Raw genomic sequence first — 16,894 nt, 5'->3', positions numbered from 1 at the left:
TGCGGCGCGGCGGCGATGGCGCATCATGCGGCCATGAGCACGCAAGGCCCCTATCTCGCGGAGATCGCCCATCTGATGGGCGATCCGGCCCGCGCCAACATGCTGCACGCGCTGATGAACGGCCGCGCGCTGACGGCCAAGGAGCTCGCCTGGATCGCCGGCGTCGCGCCGCAGACGGCAAGCGGGCATCTCGCCAAGCTGATGCAGGGCAAGCTGATCGATGTCGCCGTGCAGGGGCGCCATCGCTACTACCGGCTGACCGGGCCCGAGGTGGCGACGGCGCTGGAAGGGCTGATGGTGCTGGCCAATCTCGACGGCACGAGCCGGCGCCTGCCGTCCCGCGTCGGTGCCGAATTGAGCCAGGCCCGCACCTGCTACGACCATTTCGCCGGAAGGCTCGGCATCGGCATTCACGATGCGCTGATGGCGGGCGGCCATCTCGCCGCGAGCGAGGGCGGCTATGCGCTGACCGCCTCGGGCAAGGCGATATTCAGGGCGCTCGGCCTCGATCCCGACGCCACCGCCAGGAGCCGCCGCGCCGCCTTGCGCCCTTGCCTCGACTGGAGCGAGCGCCGGCCGCACCTCGCCGGCCATCTCGCGGCCTCGTTCGCCTGCCGCTGTTTCGAGATGGACTGGGTCCGCCGCCGCAAGGATAGCCGCGCCGTGATCCTGACTGAGGAGGGCAGAACGGTTCTGGAGGCTACGCTTCCCGGTTTCCGCTGCGATGCACCGGAGCCAGTCAGCCCCGCGATTCGAGAGCCCGTTCCAGCGCTCGCTTGACCTCTTCCTTGATCGGCTCGGCTGCCGCGAGGATCGTCTTCGCCTTGAAGAAATCGAGCCCACCGACGCCGTCGGCACCGGCACGGATCAGGATATCCGGCGGCTCCTGTTCGATCAGGCGCTGGACCAGCGTGCGCGTCAGGATCTGCGAGGCGCCGACGAGCGCCTCCATCGCGCCGGGAATGCGCGCTTCGCCCGGCTCGGTCATCGGCGCGCTGACATCGACCGCGAGGACGATGCGGCTGGGCGCCAGCAACTCCCGATAGGGCAGGGGATCGATCGCGCCGCCATCGATCAGCACGCGCCCGCCGAGCGCGACCGGCCGGACCAGGCCGGGGATGGCAAGCGAGGCCGCGACAGCAGGGGTCAATGGTCCATCATGCAGCATGACTACGCTGTGGCGATGGTAATCCGCGGCAATCGCCGTGAACGGGATCGCCAGCTCCTCGAAACGATCGGGCACGGCCTCCGGCCAGAACAGGTCGAGCAGGCGCTCGCCATCGATCAGCACGGGATTGCCGAGGCCGCGCACGAGATCGGCGAGCTTGCCGACGCGGCAATCGAGAAGCCGCGCGATCACTCGCGCCCGGTCGCGGAAGGTCGACAGCGCATGCTCGCGCAGCTCCCGGCCGGACAGCCCGGCGGCATAGGCTGCACCGATGATCGCGCCGATCGAGCAGCCGGCGATGCGCGCGGGCTTCACGCCGAGCTCGTCAAAGGCCTCCAGCACCGCGATATGGCTGAGGCCACGCGCTCCACCGGCCCCGAGCACGAGGGCGATCTCGGGCGTCCTTTCGGCGGTGCGGGAACCCGGCATGCCCTTGGTTCCGTCTTGCTGTTCAGGCCGCAGAACGCGTCAGGAACGGCCTCAGTGCCGCCAGTGTGGCCTGCGGGTTCTCTTCCGGCAGGAAGTGGCCGCTGTCGATCGCCTGTCCCTCGGCCTGCGGTGCGAAGGTCTCGCGCCAGACGTCGAGCGGGCTTGCGCCCTTCGCCGGGATGCCGGCCTCGCCCCACAACACCTGCACTGGGCAGAGGATGCGCTTGTTCGCCGCGAGATCGGCTTTGTCGTGCTCGATATCGGTCGTGGCGCCGGCGCGATAATCCTCGCAGGCCGCATGGCTGCGCGAGGGATCGCTGAAGGATTCAGCATAGGATTGCATCGCCAGCGGGTCGAACAGGTCGAGATTCTTCGCGCGGCTCCAGCTCGCGATGGTGCGATCGAGCCAGCCGACCGGGTCTGCCTTGAGCAGGTTCTCGGGAATCGGCTCAGGCTGGGCGAGGAAGGTCCAGTGATAGACCTGCATGGCGCGCGCCGCGTTCATGCCCTCCCACATCGAGACCGTCGGCAGGATGTCGAGCAGGACGAGCCGCTCGACGCGGCCGGGATGGTCGAGGGCGAGGCGATAGGCGACGCGCGCGCCGCGATCATGGCCGATCACGCCGAAGCGGATATGGCCGAGCGCCTGCATCACCGCGACGATGTCCTCGCCCATGCCGCGCTTGGTGTAGGTCTCCTGGCCGCCATCGCCATGCGGCGCGGCCGACCAGCCATAGCCGCGCAGGTCGGGGCAGACGACGGTGTGGGTCTTGGCCAGCTCCGGCGCCAGCCGGTGCCATTCGGCATGGGTCTGCGGAAAGCCGTGGATCAGCACCAGCGGCGGGCCTTCGCCGCCGACGCGCGCGAAGATCTTGCCGAGCGGCCCGTCGATCCAATGCGCCTTGAAGCCGGGGAAGAGACTGTCGATGTTCGCCATGGGCGGCAGCATAGCGCCGCGCAAACGGTCCTGTCAGCCTTGCTCGCGCTTCACCGCTTGCCAGCCGATGTCGCGACGGCAGAAGCCGCCGGGCCAGTCGATCTTGTCGACGGCTTCATAGGCACGTTTCTGCGCCTCGCCGACGGTCTTGCCGAGCGCGACCACGTTGAGCACGCGCCCGCCATTGGCGACGAGGTCGCCATTCCTGAGCTTCGTGCCGGCATGGAAGACGAGCACGTCGTCGAGCGCTTCCGCCTTCTCGACGTCGCGGATGACGCTGCCCGTCTCCGGCTTGTCCGGATAGCCCTTCGCCGCGAGCACCACGGTCAGTGCCGGCTCGTCGCGCCAGCGCAGGTCGACCCGGTCGAGCACGCCGTCGCAGGCGGCGAGCAGCGCCGGCACGATGTCGCTCTTCAGGCGCGGCATCAGCACCTCGCATTCGGGATCGCCGAAGCGGGTGTTGTATTCGATCAGCTTCGGCCCCTGCGCCGTGATCATCAGCCCGGCGAAGAGCACGCCCTGGAACGGCGTGCCGCGCTTCGCCATGCCGGCCAGCGTCGGCCGGATGATCTCGGTCATGACGCGCTCGGTCAGCGCGGGCGTCATCACGGGGGCCGGCGAATAGGCGCCCATGCCGCCGGTATTCGGCCCGGTATCGCCGTCGCCGACGCGCTTGTGGTCCTGCGCCGAGGCGAGCGCCAGCGCATGCGTGCCGTCGCAGAGCGCGAAGAAGCTGGCTTCCTCGCCGATCATCCATTCCTCGACCACGACCTCGGCCCCGGCCGCGCCGAAGCCGCCCGAGAACATCATGTCGATGGCCTCGTTCGCCTGATCCAGCGTCTCGGCCATGATCACGCCCTTGCCGGCTGCGAGCCCGTCGGCCTTGATCACGATCGGCGCGCCCTGGGTGGCGACGTAAGTCTTGGCGGAAGCCGCGTCGCTGAAGCGGCCGAAACCGGCGGTCGGGATGCCGAATTCGGCGCAGAGCTCCTTGGTGAAGCCCTTCGAGCCTTCGAGCTGGGCGGCGGCCTTGGACGGGCCGAAGACCTTGATGCCGGCGGCCCTGAGATCGTCGGCGATGCCGGCGACCAGCGGCCCTTCCGGCCCAACGACGACGAGGCCGATGGCCTGCAGCCGGCAGAAGGCGACGACCGCCGCGTGGTCGGCGATATCGATCACGACATTCTCGCCGCAATGGGCGGTGCCGGGATTGCCCGGCGAGATGAACAGCGTGTCGCAGAGCGGCGAGGCCGAAATCGCCCAGGCGAGCGCATGCTCGCGGCCGCCCGAACCGATCAGAAGAATTTTCATCGCGCTCTCCGCTCCGTCACGGGCGCAATAACGGCACCGGGCGCTGCGGGCAACGCTTCTGCTGTATCGCCCGTCCGGTTATGGTCCCGGCCATGAGCAGCGAATCGCAGCAGACGACCGGCAATGCGCCCGAATGGAGCGTCTCTGACCTCTCGGGAGCGCTGAAGCGCACGATCGAGGACAATTTCGGCTTCGTGCGCGTGCGCGGCGAGATTTCGGGCTATCGCGGCCCGGTCGCCTCCGGCCATGTCTATTTCTCGCTGAAGGACACCAACGCCAAGATCGATGCGGTGATCTGGAAGGGCGTCTTCGGCCGCCTGAAGACGCGCCCGCAGGAAGGGCTGGAGGTCGTCGCCACCGGCAAGATCACCACCTTCGCCGGCAAGTCGAGCTACCAGATCGTCATCGATTCGCTGGAGCTGGCCGGGGCCGGCGCGCTGATGGCGCTGCTGGAGGAGCGCCGCAAGCGGCTGGCCGCCGAAGGGCTCTTCGCCGAGGAGCGCAAGCAGCTCATCCCCTATCTGCCCTCCGTGATCGGCGTCGTGACCTCGCCGACCGGCGCGGTCATCCGCGATATCCTGCACCGCCTGGAGGACCGCTTCCCGCGCCATGTCCTGGTCTGGCCGGTGCGCGTGCAGGGCGAGACAAGCGCCGCCGAGGTCGCCAATGCCATTGCCGGCTTCAATGCGCTTCCCGTAGGCGGGCGGATTCCGCGTCCCGACGTCATCATCGTCGCGCGTGGCGGCGGCTCGCTCGAAGACCTGATGAGCTTCAACGAGGAGATCGTGGTCCGCGCGGCTGCGGCCTCGGAGATTCCGCTGGTTTCCGCCGTCGGCCATGAGACCGACTGGACCTTGATCGACCACGCGGCCGATCTGCGCGCGCCGACGCCCACCGGCGCCGCCGAGAAGGTCGTGCCGGTGCGGGCGGAGCTGATGGGCTTCGTTGCCGATCTCGCGCGTCGCCATGCCGGCGCGATGCTCCGCCTCTCCGACCGCCGCCGCAGCGACCTGCGCGCGCTCGCTCGTGCCTTGCCGGGACCTGAGGCCGTCCTGTCCGGCCCGCGCCAGCGGCTCGATCTTGCCGCGACGCGGCTGGCGCCTGCGCTCGCTCGCAATGCGCGGGCACATGAATTGCGGCTTCAGAACGCCTCGCGCAGATTGGCGGATAACTCGCCGCGGGTGCGGCTCGCCAAGTTGCGCTCTGATCTTGAGGGTTTTGGCCGCGTTCTCGCTACGGCGCGAGGTAATGCCATCAGCGCTGAGCGCACTCGCATAATCCATGCCCGTGACCGTCTGGCAGCGTTGGAAATACGGGCACGCAACGCATTCGGCCAAAGCTTAGTCCAGCGCCGTGAGCGTGGCGCCGTGTTTTCCGAGCGGATCGAGCGCGCCTTCGGTCAGGCGCTGCATCGTCGCGCAGACCGGCTCGCCTCGCTCTGGGCGCTGATCCGTTCGCTCGGGCCTGAGGCGGTGCTCTCCCGCGGCTACGCCCTGATCCGCGACGAAGCCGGTGCCCTGGTGCGCAGCGTCGAGGCGGCTCAGCCGGGCAGGGCATTTTCGCTGCAGGTCGCGGATGGCAGCTTCGGGGTCACCGTTATCGGTGGAGAGGCTGGTGGAGCAAAGCCGCCTGCGCCGCGCCCCTTGCGCAAGGCGCCGACGCCCGGATCGCAGGGCGACCTGTTCTGAGGTTCAGGGCGCGGTCAGGAAGGCCTTGACCCGCTTCAGCGCGTCCTCGCGTGCCGCCATGTTGGTGCCGACCGTGGCCTTGCCGGTGCCGCTGGCGGAATAGGCGATGTTGTCGCGCTCTTTCACCTCGAGGCGCGGATGGTCGAAATCATGCAGCGCGCCGGGATAGAGCACGAGCCCGACCTGCTCGCCACGCGCCTGCGCAGCCTTGGCGAGATGGCCGCAGGGCGCGGCCGGCGTCCAGTCATCGGCCTCGCCGATCAGGATCAGGAGCGGGATGCGGGCGGAGAAGCTCGGCGATTCCGACTGGCTCCGGCAGGCAGGGTAGAAGGCGGCGGCGCGCTTGAAATCGGGCATGCCGTCGGCGGGCATGCGTTCCTTGCGGATCGCGGTCAGGACGGTCAGGCCGCCGCTCGACCAGCCGAGAAGCGCAATCGAGTCAGGCTTGATGTTGCCGCGCTGCTGCAGCCAGCTCCGCGCGGCCATCGCGTCGGCGACGCGCTCGCGGTTGGCCCGGACGGTCAGGTCCTTGACGCCGCATTGCGAGCCGAGCCCGCGCGAGCCGTAGCTGTCCGGCATCAGCACGGCGAAGCCGGCGGCGGCCAGCCGCTCGCCCCAATCGGCATGCCGGAGCGAAAGCTGGCCATGCTCGCGCCACAAGCCGCCGCAACCATGCAAAGCGACGACGGCCGGAAACGGCCCCTGGCCGGCCGGCAGATAGAACACCCCGGTCAGCGTTCCCTGGTCGGTCGCAATGGCCACGCGCTCGTAGCCACCGGCACGGGCTGCCGGTGCTGCGAGCAGCGCAAGGCTCATCAGGCACGCCATGAGGCGCAGGAGACTGGACATCGCCGACCAGAAGGTTATCACAAACCCCGGAGTATCCCGGCTTTCCGTTTCCCGATCAATGATTTGATGCAATTTTGATGAATATCAGCGAGCGCCTTCCGCCTCATGGCCCTGAAGCTGTCGTCGATTACGGCCCCGGCGAGTTCCGCGTGGTCAAGCCGGGCGCTTTCGTGCGCTGCGCCGTGACCGGTGCGCCGATCCGTCTCGACGATCTCCGCTACTGGTCGATCGAGTGGCAGGAAGCCTATTCCTCGTCGGAAGCCGCGCTTCTGAGACTGCGCCGCGCCGGCCGCGCCTGACGAAATCTCAGCTCGCCTTGCCGATGGCAGCGAGCAAGCCGCTGATCCCGGCCGGTTCCGCGAAAGCCAGCGAGACCGGCACCACGACCAGTTCGTCACGCGCATCCTCGGGCCAGAGCGGCGCGAGCTTGGTCCAATCCTTCTCGGTGGTTGCAACCAGCGCGGAGTGCTCCCGGGCAACCGCTAGCGCAGCCGTGACATCGCTTGCCGCGTAAGCGTGATGGTCGCCATGGGCTTGCTCGGCGATGACGGTCGCTCCCGCATCCCGCAGCGTGGCCACGAATTTCTCCGGCCGCCCGATCCCTGACAGGGCGACGACCTTCCGCCCGCGCAAACGCTCGACGGCGGCATCGGCAGGCTTGAGGGTCGCCTTGAGAACCGGCTTCTTCGCCTCGCGCGCGACAGCGGCGACGCGTCCGCCTGCGTCCCCCGGCCCGATCACGATGACGGCGTCCGTTAGGCTCATCTGCTCGGCGAGCGGCGCGCGCAGGGGGCCGGCCGGCAGGCAAAGCCCGTTGCCGGCGCCGCTTGCCCCGTCGACCACCGCGAGCCTGAGATGCTTGACCAGCGAGGGATTCTGCAGCCCGTCATCCATCACGACGAGGCTGGCACCAAGGCCGCGCGCCAGCCTGGCGCCGGCCACCCGGTCGCGGGCGATGACGGTGCGGGCATGGCGCGCCATCAGGAGCGGTTCGTCGCCGACATCGGCCGCGCGATGCCGGTCCGGATCGACCTCGACCGGCCCGGCAAGCTGTCCGCCATAGCCGCGCATCAGCACGAAGGGCTTTTCGCCCCGGGCCTCCAGCAGGCGCGCGATCGCGATCGCGGTCGGCGTCTTGCCGGCGCCGCCGGCGATGAAATTGCCGACGCAGATGACCGGAACACCGGCTTCGGTGCCGGGCTGCCGCATCCGCCGCAAGGTGATCCGCCCGTAGAGGAAGCCGAGCGGCTGAAACAGCCGGGCGAGCAGCGTCGGTGTCTCCCGCCACCAGAAGCGCGGGGCACGCAGCATCAGGGCGCGCTCTCGCGCTGGCCGATCGCGACACGCATGAGCAGCGGTTCGATCGCATGGAGCGTGCGGTTCAGGGCGCCGCCGAGTTCGGTCGCGGTCTGCGCGGCAGCGCGCGCCGCCTGCCGGGCCTCGGCCGGGTTGTTCAGCCAGCGATGGACCGCGCCGGCCAGCGCCTGCGCATCGGCAACTTCGCGCGAGCCGCCGTCGCGATCGAAGGCGGCGAAGATCTCGGCGGCGTTATGGACATGCGGCCCGTGCAGCAGGGCGCAGCCGAGCTTGGCCGGCTCGATCGGGTTATGCCCGCCGATGCCCTCGACCAGCGAGCCGCCGAGGAAGGCGACCTGCGACAAACGGTAGAACAGCCCGAGCTCGTTGACGGTGTCGGCGACATAGAGATCGACGTCGCGCTCCGGGCTTCCGCCCGCTGCGCGGCGCGAGACCGGTACATCGTTCGCCTCGGCCAGCGCCTCGATCTCGGGGCCGCGCTGGGGGTGGCGCGGCGCGATGATCGTGAGCAGCTTAGGCAGATAGGGCTTGATCGCGAGATGGGCGGCGAGCACCAGCTCGTCCTCGCCGGGATGGGTGCTGGCAGCGATCCAGACCGGGCGGCCCGTCGTCTGGCCGTCCAGGATCGCGAGCGTGTCGGGGTCGGCGGGCGGGGCCGGCACGTCGAATTTCAGGTTGCCGCTGACGCTGACGCGCGGCGCGCCGAGCTGCGCCAGACGCTCGGCATCGCCCTGCGATTGCGCGAGGCAGGCCTCGAAGCAGGAGAGCAGGAAGCGCGAGGTCTTCGGCATCTTGTACCAGCGCGCGAAGGAGCGCTCCGACATCCGGCCATTGACCATCACGACGGGGATGTCGCGGCGCTGCGCCTCGATCAGCAGGTTCGGCCAGATCTCGGATTCGCAGATCAGGCACAGGTCCGGCCGCCAGTGATCCATGAAGCGGCGCATGTAGCGCGCCACGTCGAGCGGGATGTACTGGTGGATCACGCCGCCCGGCAGCCTGGCCGCCATCAGCTTGGCGGAGGTGACGGTGCCCGAGGTCACCAGCACCGCAAAGCCGCGCTTCTGCAATTTGGCAATCAGGGGCAGCAGGGTCACGGTCTCGCCGACGCTGGCGCCGTGCAGCCAGACCAATGGCTTGTTCGGCCGCTTGACGCTCGCGTGGCCGCGCCGCTCGGCGAGGCGCGTCGCATCCTCCTTGCCGCGTCGCTGGCGCCAGAGCAGGAGCCCGGCCGCAGCCGGTTCCAGCAGGGAGGTCGCATAGCGATAGCTGCGGAGGATCGCGCCCTTGCCGCTCATGCCGGCGCCCCGGCAGCCAGCTGCTTATCGCGCAGGCCGGCGCCCGGATCGCTGCTGCCGACGATCGCGTAGCCGCGGGCATGGACGTCGTCGAGGCTGGCCTGAAGCGCGAGCCGCGCCGCTTCCTGCGTCGCCTCGTCGGCATCGCGCGCGACCAGGATCGGCTCGCCGACGACGATGGCGCAGCGTCCGAAGGGCAGGCCGATCGAGGCGCGGTCCCAGCTGTTGAAATCGATGCGCCGGCTCGTCACGACGGCGACCGCGCGGATCGGCCGGCCGGAGGCGCGGGCCAGCGCGATGATGCCGGGGCCGACGATACGGGCGCGCTTCGGCACGTCGGCGGTGAGCACCATGGTGTCACCCGCGGCGAGCCGGCGTACCATGGCAAGGAAGGCGCTGGCGCCGCCCTTCTCGCGGACTTTCTTGCCGAGTGCGCCCGAGCCGCGGATCGCGCCGATGCCGAGCTCGCGCAGGGCGACCGCGTTGAAGCCGCCATCGCCATGGCGCGAGACCAGCGAGCAGGCCGGCATCCAGTCCGGCCGGGCGAAAGGGATCATGATGTGCTGGCCGTGCCACATCGCGAAGATCAGCGGCAGGTCCGGCCGGACATGGTCGTAGATATCGGCGGGCTCGAAGACGATCCGGTTCGTGCGTTGCACGAGGCGCAGATAGCCGGCCAGCATCCGGCCAAGCGTTTCCTGCGCCACGCGCGTCTTGAGGATCGAAAAACCCATAGGTCCTGTCGTTCTAAGCCCGTCCGGGCTCAGCTCTTGGCGGTCTCGGGGTCGAGCAGCCGGTGGAGATGGACGATGAAGTAGCGCGTCTGCGCCTGGTCGACGGTCTGCTGCGCCTTGGCCTTCCAGGCCAAGTGCGCGGTGGCATAGTTCGGGAAGACGCCGACGATGTCGAGCTTCGACAGATCCTTGAAGGTGATGCCGTCGAGCGAGGCGAGCTCGCCGCCCAGCACGAGGTGAAGAAGCTGCTTCTGTTCCGGCTCGGTGCTCATCGAACTCTCCTGCGAGGGACGTTGGCGCCCCCATAAGCCATCCCGGCGACCCATGCGAGCGGGCCGCGCCGGAAGCGTTGAAAAAAATCGTCAGGCGGGCTGCGTCCGTCCGTCGCGCAGCCGCTCGATCGCCGCTAGCAGCGGCGCGGTAAGCTTGCCGTTGCTGGCCGCGAGCATACCGTGGACGGGGACCTCGCGATTGTAGACGACAGGCCGGCCCTCGCCGTCGGTGAGCTGCCCGCCGGCTTCGCTCAGCACGAGATCGGCCGCCGCCAGGTCCCAGTCGCGGGCGTCGGGCGAGATCAGGCCGGCATCGATGGTGCCGTCGGCAATGCGCGTGAGCCGCAGCGCCAGCGACGGAATGCGGCCGGCGGCCTCGAAGCTCTCGAACTGCGCGAGCGCATCGAGCATCGGCTTGGGGCCGGCGATGCGCGCGCCGGTCAGCGTGTCCGCCGAAGTCGTCCTGATGGTTTCGCCATTGAGGGTCGCGCCACCGCCGGCCAGCGCGCGATAGGTCGCCTGGCAGGCCGGCGCATGCACGATGCCGAGGATCGGCGCGCCTTGGTCAAGCAGCGCGACACACACCGCCCAGTCTGGCGAGCCCTGCATGAAGGCCCGCGTGCCGTCGATCGGGTCGACGACCCAGACGTAGCGATGCGAGAGCCGCTGCGCGTCGTCCACGGTCTCCTCCGACAGCCAGGCGGCCTCGGGGAGCAATTCGGAGAGACGGATCCGCAGGAAGGTGTCGACGCCGATATCGGCTTCGGTGACGGGCGACCCGCCGCTCTTGGACCAGGTCCGCGCCGCCGTCGCCGCGCCCGGCCGGAACAGGTCCAGCGCGATCGTGCCTGCTTCCAGGCAGCTTTCGCCGACAGCCTTCAGCAGCTCGGCCGCGATCGGTAGCGTGGTGGCGTTCATGGCTTTCCTATCGGCCGTGAAAGTCGCTGTTTCAAGCCGAAAATGCGGCCATGGATCGAAAGATTCCGTCAAGCATCCCGCGGGAAACCACCTGTTTCGGGTCGGATCGCGGCGGAAACACCTTCCTTTAACCCAACCCTTTAAGCGCTCGGACACGGCTGGCGGCCATCCTCACATGGCAAGCACGAGAGCCCCGGCATCGACAGAGGGCTCCGTTGCAGCAGGGATTACAGAGAGGCGTTACAACCGATGGCCAGCGTCACGCCGGCCGCCGGAGAGAGCGGTTTTGTGCCTGCTCTCTCCGGTGGTCCGACAACCACAGCGATCGTTTCCCGCAACCCGATGCCGGATCGTCCGGTCGCTCCGGCGATCGAGCGCGTCGGCTCCGTGCGGATCCTGCGCGGCAATGGCAACTGGCGCGGCGTCGCGCTGCGTCTTGCCAATCCGGCGGGTGACGATGAGCGTTTCGAGCTGGCCCTGACGGCCGGCGACGGCCGCTCCATCGTGGTGGCGTCAGCCGATCAGGAGGATGCGGTCGCGCTCTGGCGGGATTTCGGGCGGACCAGCGGCCTGCCGCTGCTGCTCGAAGCCGCCGATGGCGTGGTGAGCGAGCCTTATCCGCAGCTCGGCCGCGTCGCGCTGGGAGCGGTTCGCATCCGCCGCCGTCACGGCCTGCTCAATGGCCGCCGGCCACGCTTCCTGACCCGTCGCAAGACCGGGCGTCTCGCCGAACTGCCGGTCATCGTCAGCGGCGACCGGATGACGGACTGATCCTCAGAACACCGAACGACTCATCGTATCGAGCGCGAGCCCGGCCACCAGAAGCAGGCCGGCATCGCGGTTCGACCGAAAAATCCGTAGGGCTTCGGGTGCCGTCGCACCATTGATGCGCGTCACTTGCCGGCCGAGATGCACGGCAAAGGCCGCAAAGCCGAGCCAGGCGATGGGGCCGCCGCCGACCAGCCAGATCGCGATGCCCGTGAGCACAACCGCCAGCGCAAAGCACAGCGCCACCGCCTCGCGCGTATGGTCGCCGAAATAGCGCGCGCTCGAGCGGATGCCGGCGATGACATCGTCTTCCAGATCCTGCATCGCATAGATCGTGTCGTAGCCGACCGTCCAGGCTATGGAAGCGGCGTAGATCAGGTAGGCCGGCGGATCGAGCCGGCCGAACACGGCGCTCCAGCCCATCAGCCCGCCCCATGAGAAGGCGAGCCCCAGCACGAACTGCGGCATGTTCGTGACCCGCTTCATGAACGGGTAGATCGCAACGATCACGAGCGAGGCGATGCCGAGAATGATCGTGAAGCGGTTGAACTGCAGCAGTACGACGAAGCCGAGGAGCGCCTGCGCGACCATGAACAGGGCGGCGGCCTTCGCCGTCACCTGCCCGGACGGCAGTGGCCGCCCACGCGTGCGCGCCACCTCGGCGTCGAGCTTGCGGTCGATGATGTCGTTGAAGGTGCAGCCCGCGCCGCGCATCAACACGGCGCCGACGAAGAAGAGCAGGCAATGCCAGGGATTGGGATAGGGCTGGCCGGCAGCGATGGCGGCAAGGCCGGCTGCCCACCAGCACGGCATCAGCAGCAGCCACCAGCCGATCGGCCGCTCGATGCGGGCGAGCTTGAGGAACGGCCGTGTGGCTCGGGGGGCCCGCGTATCGACCCAGTGGCGGGTCAGCGCATCGGGAAGAGGCGCGTCGCGCCCGGGCATCGCTCCGAGGGGAGACGGATCGGGCATGGCGCCGGCGCGCCGGTCAGAGCGCGCCTTGCGGCACGCGCATCCCGCCGCCGACACCGCCGGTGATGGAGTCGGCGCCGCCGAACGGGTTGGCCCCTTGCGCCTGCTGCTGGGCGCGGCGCTGCATCGCGGCCTGCTGCTTCACCGCGTTGCAGGCCTGCGCGCGGAAGCCGGTAACCTTCTTGTTGTCGGCTTGCATGCCTTCGATGAAGGCCGGTGGGATCTGGCACCAGTCCTGGTTGGCGGTGGCGAACTTGATCGCGGCATCGCCGTTATTGACGAGACGGCCGAAGGCGCTGCAGGCTTCCTGCGGCGTCATCTTCTGCTTGGCCTTCTGCGCGGACGAGAGCCGCGCAACGATCGACTGGCGCTCGGTGAGCAGCTTCTGGATCTGTTCGCAGCCCGAGGCCTGCGCGTTTGCGGGAGCAGCCGCCAGGAACGGGGCCACGGCAAGGCCGAGCACCGCGATTGCGCCTGAAGCCATCCAACGCCGCATGGTTTCCTTACTCCAGATTGCCGGCCTCCCCGGCCGATCCTTCGATACGTCCTTAACAGCAGGCGCTGTTAACGCCAACGACTCTTGCGAGTCCATGGGTGGCCTTTTGGGAACGGATCGCTACTAGAAAGAGATTGTGGCGTTTTTCGTAGCGTTCTCGACGATATTCTTGCTTTCCCGGAGGCGCTTGCGCCCATGTCCGTTCCCGATTTCGCCCGGCACCGGCTCTATATCGACCAGCCCTTTGGCCCGGCGGCGATTCTTCCGCTCGAACGAGAGCAGGCCAACTACCTGCTCAATGTCCTGCGCCTGCGGGTCGAGGGCACGGTGCTCGTCTTCAACGGGCGTGACGGCGAATGGCTGGCGCGCCTCGTGCCGGAAGGCCGCAAGCAGGCAAGCCTCGAACTGGTCCGGCAAACGAAGCCGCAGCCTCCGGCCTCCGATCTGCACTACCTGTTCGCGCCGCTGAAACATGCCCGGCTCGACTACATGGCGCAGAAGGCAGTCGAGATGGGCGCGGGGGTCCTTCAGCCCGTGCTGACCCGGCGCACCCAGGTTTCCCGACTCAATCTCGATCGGATGCGCGCCAATGCCATCGAGGCGGCCGAGCAATGCGGCATCCTCGGTCTGCCGGAGATCGAGCCGGAACGCTCCCTGGAAGCCGCCCTTGCTGCGCTGGCGCCGGAGCGGCTGCTGGTCTTCTGCGACGAGGGCATGGCGGAGGCGAGCCCGCTCGCCGCGCTGGCGGCGTGCAAGCCGGCGCCGCTCGCCGTCCTGATCGGACCCGAAGGCGGCTTCGACGAGGCCGAGCGGCAATTGATCCGGTCGCGGCCCAACACGCTGCCGATCTCGCTCGGTCCCCGCATCCTGCGGGCGGATACGGCTGCGGTCGCGGCACTCGCTCTGGTCCAGGCTGCTCTCGGCGACTGGCCGCGCGCCTGAAAACAGGGCGGCGAGACCTGCCGCCAGCGCCGGTCGCCTTTGCGCGAATGCACGATAGCAGTCGTTGTCGAGCGCCCGGCGCTCGCCTATGTCTGTGCATCATCTTCCGGCTTCCTCCGCGCGCTCAGTGCCGGGGGCCGGTCGTCCTGACTCATCTGCCGGAGCGCCCATGGCTCGCGACGTGTCCGATTCGACCCCGATCGGTTCCAAAGCCGAACTGATTGCGTGGATCGCCGCCGGCGAGAAACCGGTCTCGTCCTTCCGGATCGGCACCGAGCACGAGAAATTCCCGTTCTATCGGAGCGACCTCGCGCCCGTTCCCTATGAGGGGCGCGCTGGTGCAGGCGGTATCCGCGCCCTGCTGGAAGGTATGCAGCAGCGATTGGGCTGGGAACCGATCGTCGATGCCGGCCATATCATCGGCCTGGCGGGGCCGGATGGCGGTGGCGCGATCTCGCTGGAGCCCGGCGGTCAGTTCGAATTGTCCGGCGCGCCGCTGGCGACGCTGCATGAGACGGAGGCCGAGCTTCTGGCGCATCTCGCCGATGTGAAGGCCGTGGCAGCCCCGCATGATATCGGCTTTGCCGGCCTGGGCGCCTCGCCGCTCTGGACCCGTGCCGAGACGCCGGTGATGCCGAAGGGCCGCTACAAGATCATGGCGAACTACATGCCGAAGGTCGGCACGATGGGCCTCGACATGATGTTCCGGACCTGCACCGTGCAGGTCAATCTCGACTTCGCCAGCGAGGCGGACATGGTCCGCAAGCTCCGGGTCTCGCTGGCATTGCAGCCGCTCTCCACCGCCCTGTTCGCGTCCTCGCCCTTCCTGGAGCGCAAGCTCAACGGCTTCCAGTCGATGCGCTCCGAGATCTGGCGCGATACCGACAACGCGCGCTCCGGCATGCTCGCCTTCGCCTTCGACGAGGGCATGTCCTATGAGGGCTATGTCGACTGGGCGCTCGACGTTCCCATGTACTTCGTCAAGCGCGGCGACATCTATCACGACGTCGCCGGTGCCTCCTTCCGCGACCTGCTGGCCGGCCGCCTGCCGCAATTGCCGGGCGAGAAGGCGACGATGTCCGACTGGGCCAATCACCTCTCGACGCTGTTCCCCGAGGTCCGGCTCAAGCGCTTCCTCGAGATGCGTGGCTGCGATGCCGGCCCGGCCGACATGCTGGCTGCGATGCCGGCCTTCTGGGTCGGGCTGCTCTACGATACGACGTCGCTCGATGCGGCCTGGGACCTCGTCAAGGGCTGGAGCGCCGAGGAGCGGCAGGCGCTGCGCGACGCGGTGCCGCGCGAAGGGCTTGCGGCCACGATCGGTGGGCGCAAGCTCGCGGAGATCGCTGCCGAGGTCGTGGAATTGTCGCGTGCGGGCCTTGCGCGCAGGGCTCTGAAGAACGCCGCCGGGCAGGACGAAACCCGTTTCCTGATGCCGTTGCACGGCATTCTGGAGCGTGGCCAGAGCCTGGCCCAGGTTCTGGAGGCGCGCTATCGCGATGCCTGGCACGGCAAGGTCGAGCCGGTCATGACTGAAATGGCGCTCTGATATCTCCCGAATTGCCAGTAATCCGCTCAAAAAATGCGATTTTGAGCGGATTGCAGGTCCGGAATTAACGAATTGGACGATTTATGCCGCTAGTCTTGGCGGCATGAAGCACCTTCGCATCAGCTTTGCCGCGCTTCTTCGCGACGAACGCGGAGTGACCGTGATCGAGTACGCGCTGATCGCCGGCCTGGTCTCGATCAGCATCGTGGCGGGCGCGACCGCGATCGGCCAGGACGTCACTGCGAAGTTCACGGCGGTCCTGGCAGGCTTCAAGGGCTGATCAAGCCTCCAGCCCCAAGTCCTGCCTCCGGTTCAGCCCTATTCCGCCGCCGTCTTGAAGCTCGCCAGGTTGTCGAGACTCTGGATGATGTGCTCGGCCAACGCGTTCGACAGAACCGAGGGATCGAAGCGGGTGCGCAGCAACCCGATCTTGCAGGACGGCAAGGTTGCGAAGCCTTCCGAGGGCCCGAGGATGCGCATGCCCGGCCTGACCGCGCTCTCCGGCAGTACCGAGATCGCGAGCCCGGCCAGCACCGCAGCGCCGACGGCAGTGGAGTTCCAGCTCGCATAGAGCACGCGGAAGCGGCGCCCTTTCGATTCCAGCGCATCGACGGCCGCTTGCCGCCAGTTGCAGGTCGGCCGGCCCAGCGCGAGCGGCAGCGGATCCTCCTCATGCACGCTGTGGCGCGCCGAGGTGACCCAGAGCAGCGGTTCGATGCGGATGATCTCGCCCTGGCCGCGGCTTTCGACATGGGTGATGATCGCGAGGTCGATATCGCCGGTCGCGATCCGCTCGGCCAGCATCGGCGTGGGCTCGCAGACCACGGTGACCTCGGCGCGCGGATTCGAATGGGCGAAGCGGGCCAGGATTTCCGGCAGGTAGCGGTCGGCATAGTCGTCGGGCACGCCGAGGCGGATGCGCCCCTTGAGATCGGCATCGGCGAAGGAGGCCACGCATTCGAGGTTCAGCCTGACGATCCGGCGGGCATAGTCGAGCAGGCGCTCGCCATCCTCGGTCAGCTTGGCATGGCGCCCGTCGCGGCCGAACAGAGGCCGCCCGACCCGCTCCTCGAGCCGCTTCATCTGCATGGAAACGGCCGATTGCGTCTTGAAGACGATCTCGGCGGCGCGGGTGAATGACCCGGTATCGGCAATGGCGACGAAGGTCTTGAGCTGATCGGCGTCGAGCACATGAGCCATTGGCGGTCCCCCGTCCACTGTCCATCAATATCAGTGTTGCGAGACA

At 68.4% G+C, this 16,894-nt stretch carries 19 protein-coding genes; 7 read left to right on the top strand and 12 right to left on the bottom strand.

Annotated elements, in window-relative coordinates; translation table 11 throughout:
* Positions 1–15: 15 nt before the first annotated feature.
* A complete protein-coding gene (locus tag AC3WMA_RS05155; protein ID WP_492284302.1) occupies positions 16–780 on the top strand; it encodes an ArsR/SmtB family transcription factor in 765 nt (254 codons plus the stop codon).
* On the opposite strand, the gene AC3WMA_RS05150 is transcribed toward AC3WMA_RS05155, so the two are convergent.
* The 3 genes from AC3WMA_RS05150 to purD are packed head-to-tail and all read right to left on the bottom strand — an operon-like array spanning position 740 to position 3,845.
* On the bottom strand, positions 740–1,597 hold the full coding sequence (locus AC3WMA_RS05150) for a patatin-like phospholipase family protein (RefSeq protein WP_492284301.1): 858 nt from the start codon (positions 1,595–1,597) through the stop codon (positions 740–742). The genes AC3WMA_RS05155 and AC3WMA_RS05150 overlap by 41 nt on opposite strands.
* 22 nt (positions 1,598–1,619) lie before the next feature.
* Complete coding sequence (locus AC3WMA_RS05145; protein ID WP_492284300.1) at positions 1,620–2,534, bottom strand: alpha/beta fold hydrolase; 915 nt, start codon at positions 2,532–2,534, stop codon at positions 1,620–1,622.
* 33 nt (positions 2,535–2,567) lie between these two features.
* On the bottom strand, positions 2,568–3,845 hold the full coding sequence (gene purD / locus AC3WMA_RS05140; protein WP_492284299.1) for a phosphoribosylamine--glycine ligase: 1,278 nt from the start codon (positions 3,843–3,845) through the stop codon (positions 2,568–2,570).
* Between the two features lie 92 nt (positions 3,846–3,937).
* On the opposite strand from purD, the gene xseA reads away from it, so the two are divergent.
* Positions 3,938–5,533 carry an exodeoxyribonuclease VII large subunit gene (xseA, locus tag AC3WMA_RS05135; RefSeq protein ID WP_492284298.1) on the top strand — a complete coding sequence of 532 codons (1,596 nt, stop codon included), beginning with the start codon at positions 3,938–3,940 and terminating at the stop codon, positions 5,531–5,533.
* A gap of 3 nt (positions 5,534–5,536) precedes the next feature.
* Here the strand turns inward: xseA and AC3WMA_RS05130 are convergent, their stop codons facing one another.
* Positions 5,537–6,349: a dienelactone hydrolase family protein gene (locus AC3WMA_RS05130; protein WP_492284297.1), complete on the bottom strand. Its 813-nt coding sequence runs from the start codon at positions 6,347–6,349 to the stop codon at positions 5,537–5,539.
* A 110-nt stretch (positions 6,350–6,459) separates the two neighbouring features.
* On the opposite strand from AC3WMA_RS05130, the gene AC3WMA_RS05125 reads away from it, so the two are divergent.
* Positions 6,460–6,681 (top strand): DUF2093 domain-containing protein, encoded by a 222-nt coding sequence (locus AC3WMA_RS05125; protein ID WP_257732426.1) that lies wholly within the window; start codon positions 6,460–6,462, stop codon positions 6,679–6,681.
* Positions 6,682–6,688: 7 nt separating this feature from the next.
* Here the strand turns inward: AC3WMA_RS05125 and lpxK are convergent, their stop codons facing one another.
* The 5 genes from lpxK to AC3WMA_RS05100 all read right to left on the bottom strand — a co-directional run bounded on the left by lpxK (position 6,689) and on the right by AC3WMA_RS05100 (position 10,921).
* Positions 6,689–7,693, bottom strand: a complete 1,005-nt coding sequence (gene lpxK, locus AC3WMA_RS05120) for a tetraacyldisaccharide 4'-kinase (RefSeq protein WP_492284296.1) — start codon at positions 7,691–7,693, stop codon at positions 6,689–6,691.
* On the bottom strand, positions 7,693–8,997 hold the full coding sequence (locus AC3WMA_RS05115) for a 3-deoxy-D-manno-octulosonic acid transferase (protein ID WP_492284295.1): 1,305 nt from the start codon (positions 8,995–8,997) through the stop codon (positions 7,693–7,695). The genes lpxK and AC3WMA_RS05115 overlap by 1 nt, the downstream gene beginning before the upstream one ends.
* Positions 8,994–9,731 carry a lysophospholipid acyltransferase family protein gene (locus tag AC3WMA_RS05110; RefSeq protein ID WP_492284294.1) on the bottom strand — a complete coding sequence of 246 codons (738 nt, stop codon included), beginning with the start codon at positions 9,729–9,731 and terminating at the stop codon, positions 8,994–8,996. Before AC3WMA_RS05110 ends, AC3WMA_RS05115 begins: the two co-directional genes overlap by 4 nt.
* A 29-nt stretch (positions 9,732–9,760) precedes the next feature.
* Positions 9,761–10,003 (bottom strand): DUF4170 domain-containing protein, encoded by a 243-nt coding sequence (locus AC3WMA_RS05105; RefSeq protein ID WP_492284293.1) that lies wholly within the window; start codon positions 10,001–10,003, stop codon positions 9,761–9,763.
* 90 nt (positions 10,004–10,093) lie between these two features.
* Positions 10,094–10,921, bottom strand: coding sequence for a 3'(2'),5'-bisphosphate nucleotidase CysQ (locus AC3WMA_RS05100; RefSeq protein ID WP_492284292.1), 828 nt, complete (start codon positions 10,919–10,921; stop codon positions 10,094–10,096).
* Between the two features lie 249 nt (positions 10,922–11,170).
* On the opposite strand from AC3WMA_RS05100, the gene AC3WMA_RS05095 reads away from it, so the two are divergent.
* Entirely contained in the window at positions 11,171–11,692 is a 522-nt protein-coding gene (locus AC3WMA_RS05095) for a DUF6101 family protein (RefSeq protein ID WP_492284291.1), read from the top strand.
* 3 nt (positions 11,693–11,695) lie between these two features.
* On the opposite strand, the gene ubiA is transcribed toward AC3WMA_RS05095, so the two are convergent.
* Positions 11,696–12,661 carry a 4-hydroxybenzoate octaprenyltransferase gene (ubiA, locus tag AC3WMA_RS05090; protein WP_492284290.1) on the bottom strand — a complete coding sequence of 322 codons (966 nt, stop codon included), beginning with the start codon at positions 12,659–12,661 and terminating at the stop codon, positions 11,696–11,698.
* Positions 12,662–12,677: 16 nt separating this feature from the next.
* Positions 12,678–13,145, bottom strand: coding sequence for a hypothetical protein (locus AC3WMA_RS05085; protein ID WP_492284289.1), 468 nt, complete (start codon positions 13,143–13,145; stop codon positions 12,678–12,680).
* Between the two features lie 207 nt (positions 13,146–13,352).
* On the opposite strand from AC3WMA_RS05085, the gene AC3WMA_RS05080 reads away from it, so the two are divergent.
* The 3 genes from AC3WMA_RS05080 (at position 13,353) to AC3WMA_RS05070 (ending at position 15,928) form a co-directional block, all read left to right on the top strand.
* Positions 13,353–14,099: a 16S rRNA (uracil(1498)-N(3))-methyltransferase gene (locus AC3WMA_RS05080; protein ID WP_492284288.1), complete on the top strand. Its 747-nt coding sequence runs from the start codon at positions 13,353–13,355 to the stop codon at positions 14,097–14,099.
* Between the two features lie 169 nt (positions 14,100–14,268).
* Positions 14,269–15,648, top strand: coding sequence for a glutamate--cysteine ligase (locus tag AC3WMA_RS05075; RefSeq protein ID WP_492284287.1), 1,380 nt, complete (start codon positions 14,269–14,271; stop codon positions 15,646–15,648).
* A gap of 103 nt (positions 15,649–15,751) precedes the next feature.
* Complete coding sequence (locus tag AC3WMA_RS05070; protein WP_492284286.1) at positions 15,752–15,928, top strand: Flp family type IVb pilin; 177 nt, start codon at positions 15,752–15,754, stop codon at positions 15,926–15,928.
* Positions 15,929–15,966: 38 nt separating this feature from the next.
* On the opposite strand, the gene AC3WMA_RS05065 is transcribed toward AC3WMA_RS05070, so the two are convergent.
* Positions 15,967–16,848, bottom strand: coding sequence for a LysR substrate-binding domain-containing protein (locus AC3WMA_RS05065; RefSeq protein WP_047580398.1), 882 nt, complete (start codon positions 16,846–16,848; stop codon positions 15,967–15,969).
* Positions 16,849–16,894: the final 46 nt, after the last annotated feature.

The organism is Allobosea sp. FW305-C-101, from assembly GCF_058783685.1.
The sequence above is the reverse complement of the archived record's forward strand: the minus strand, read 5'-3'. Positions and strand labels throughout refer to the sequence as shown.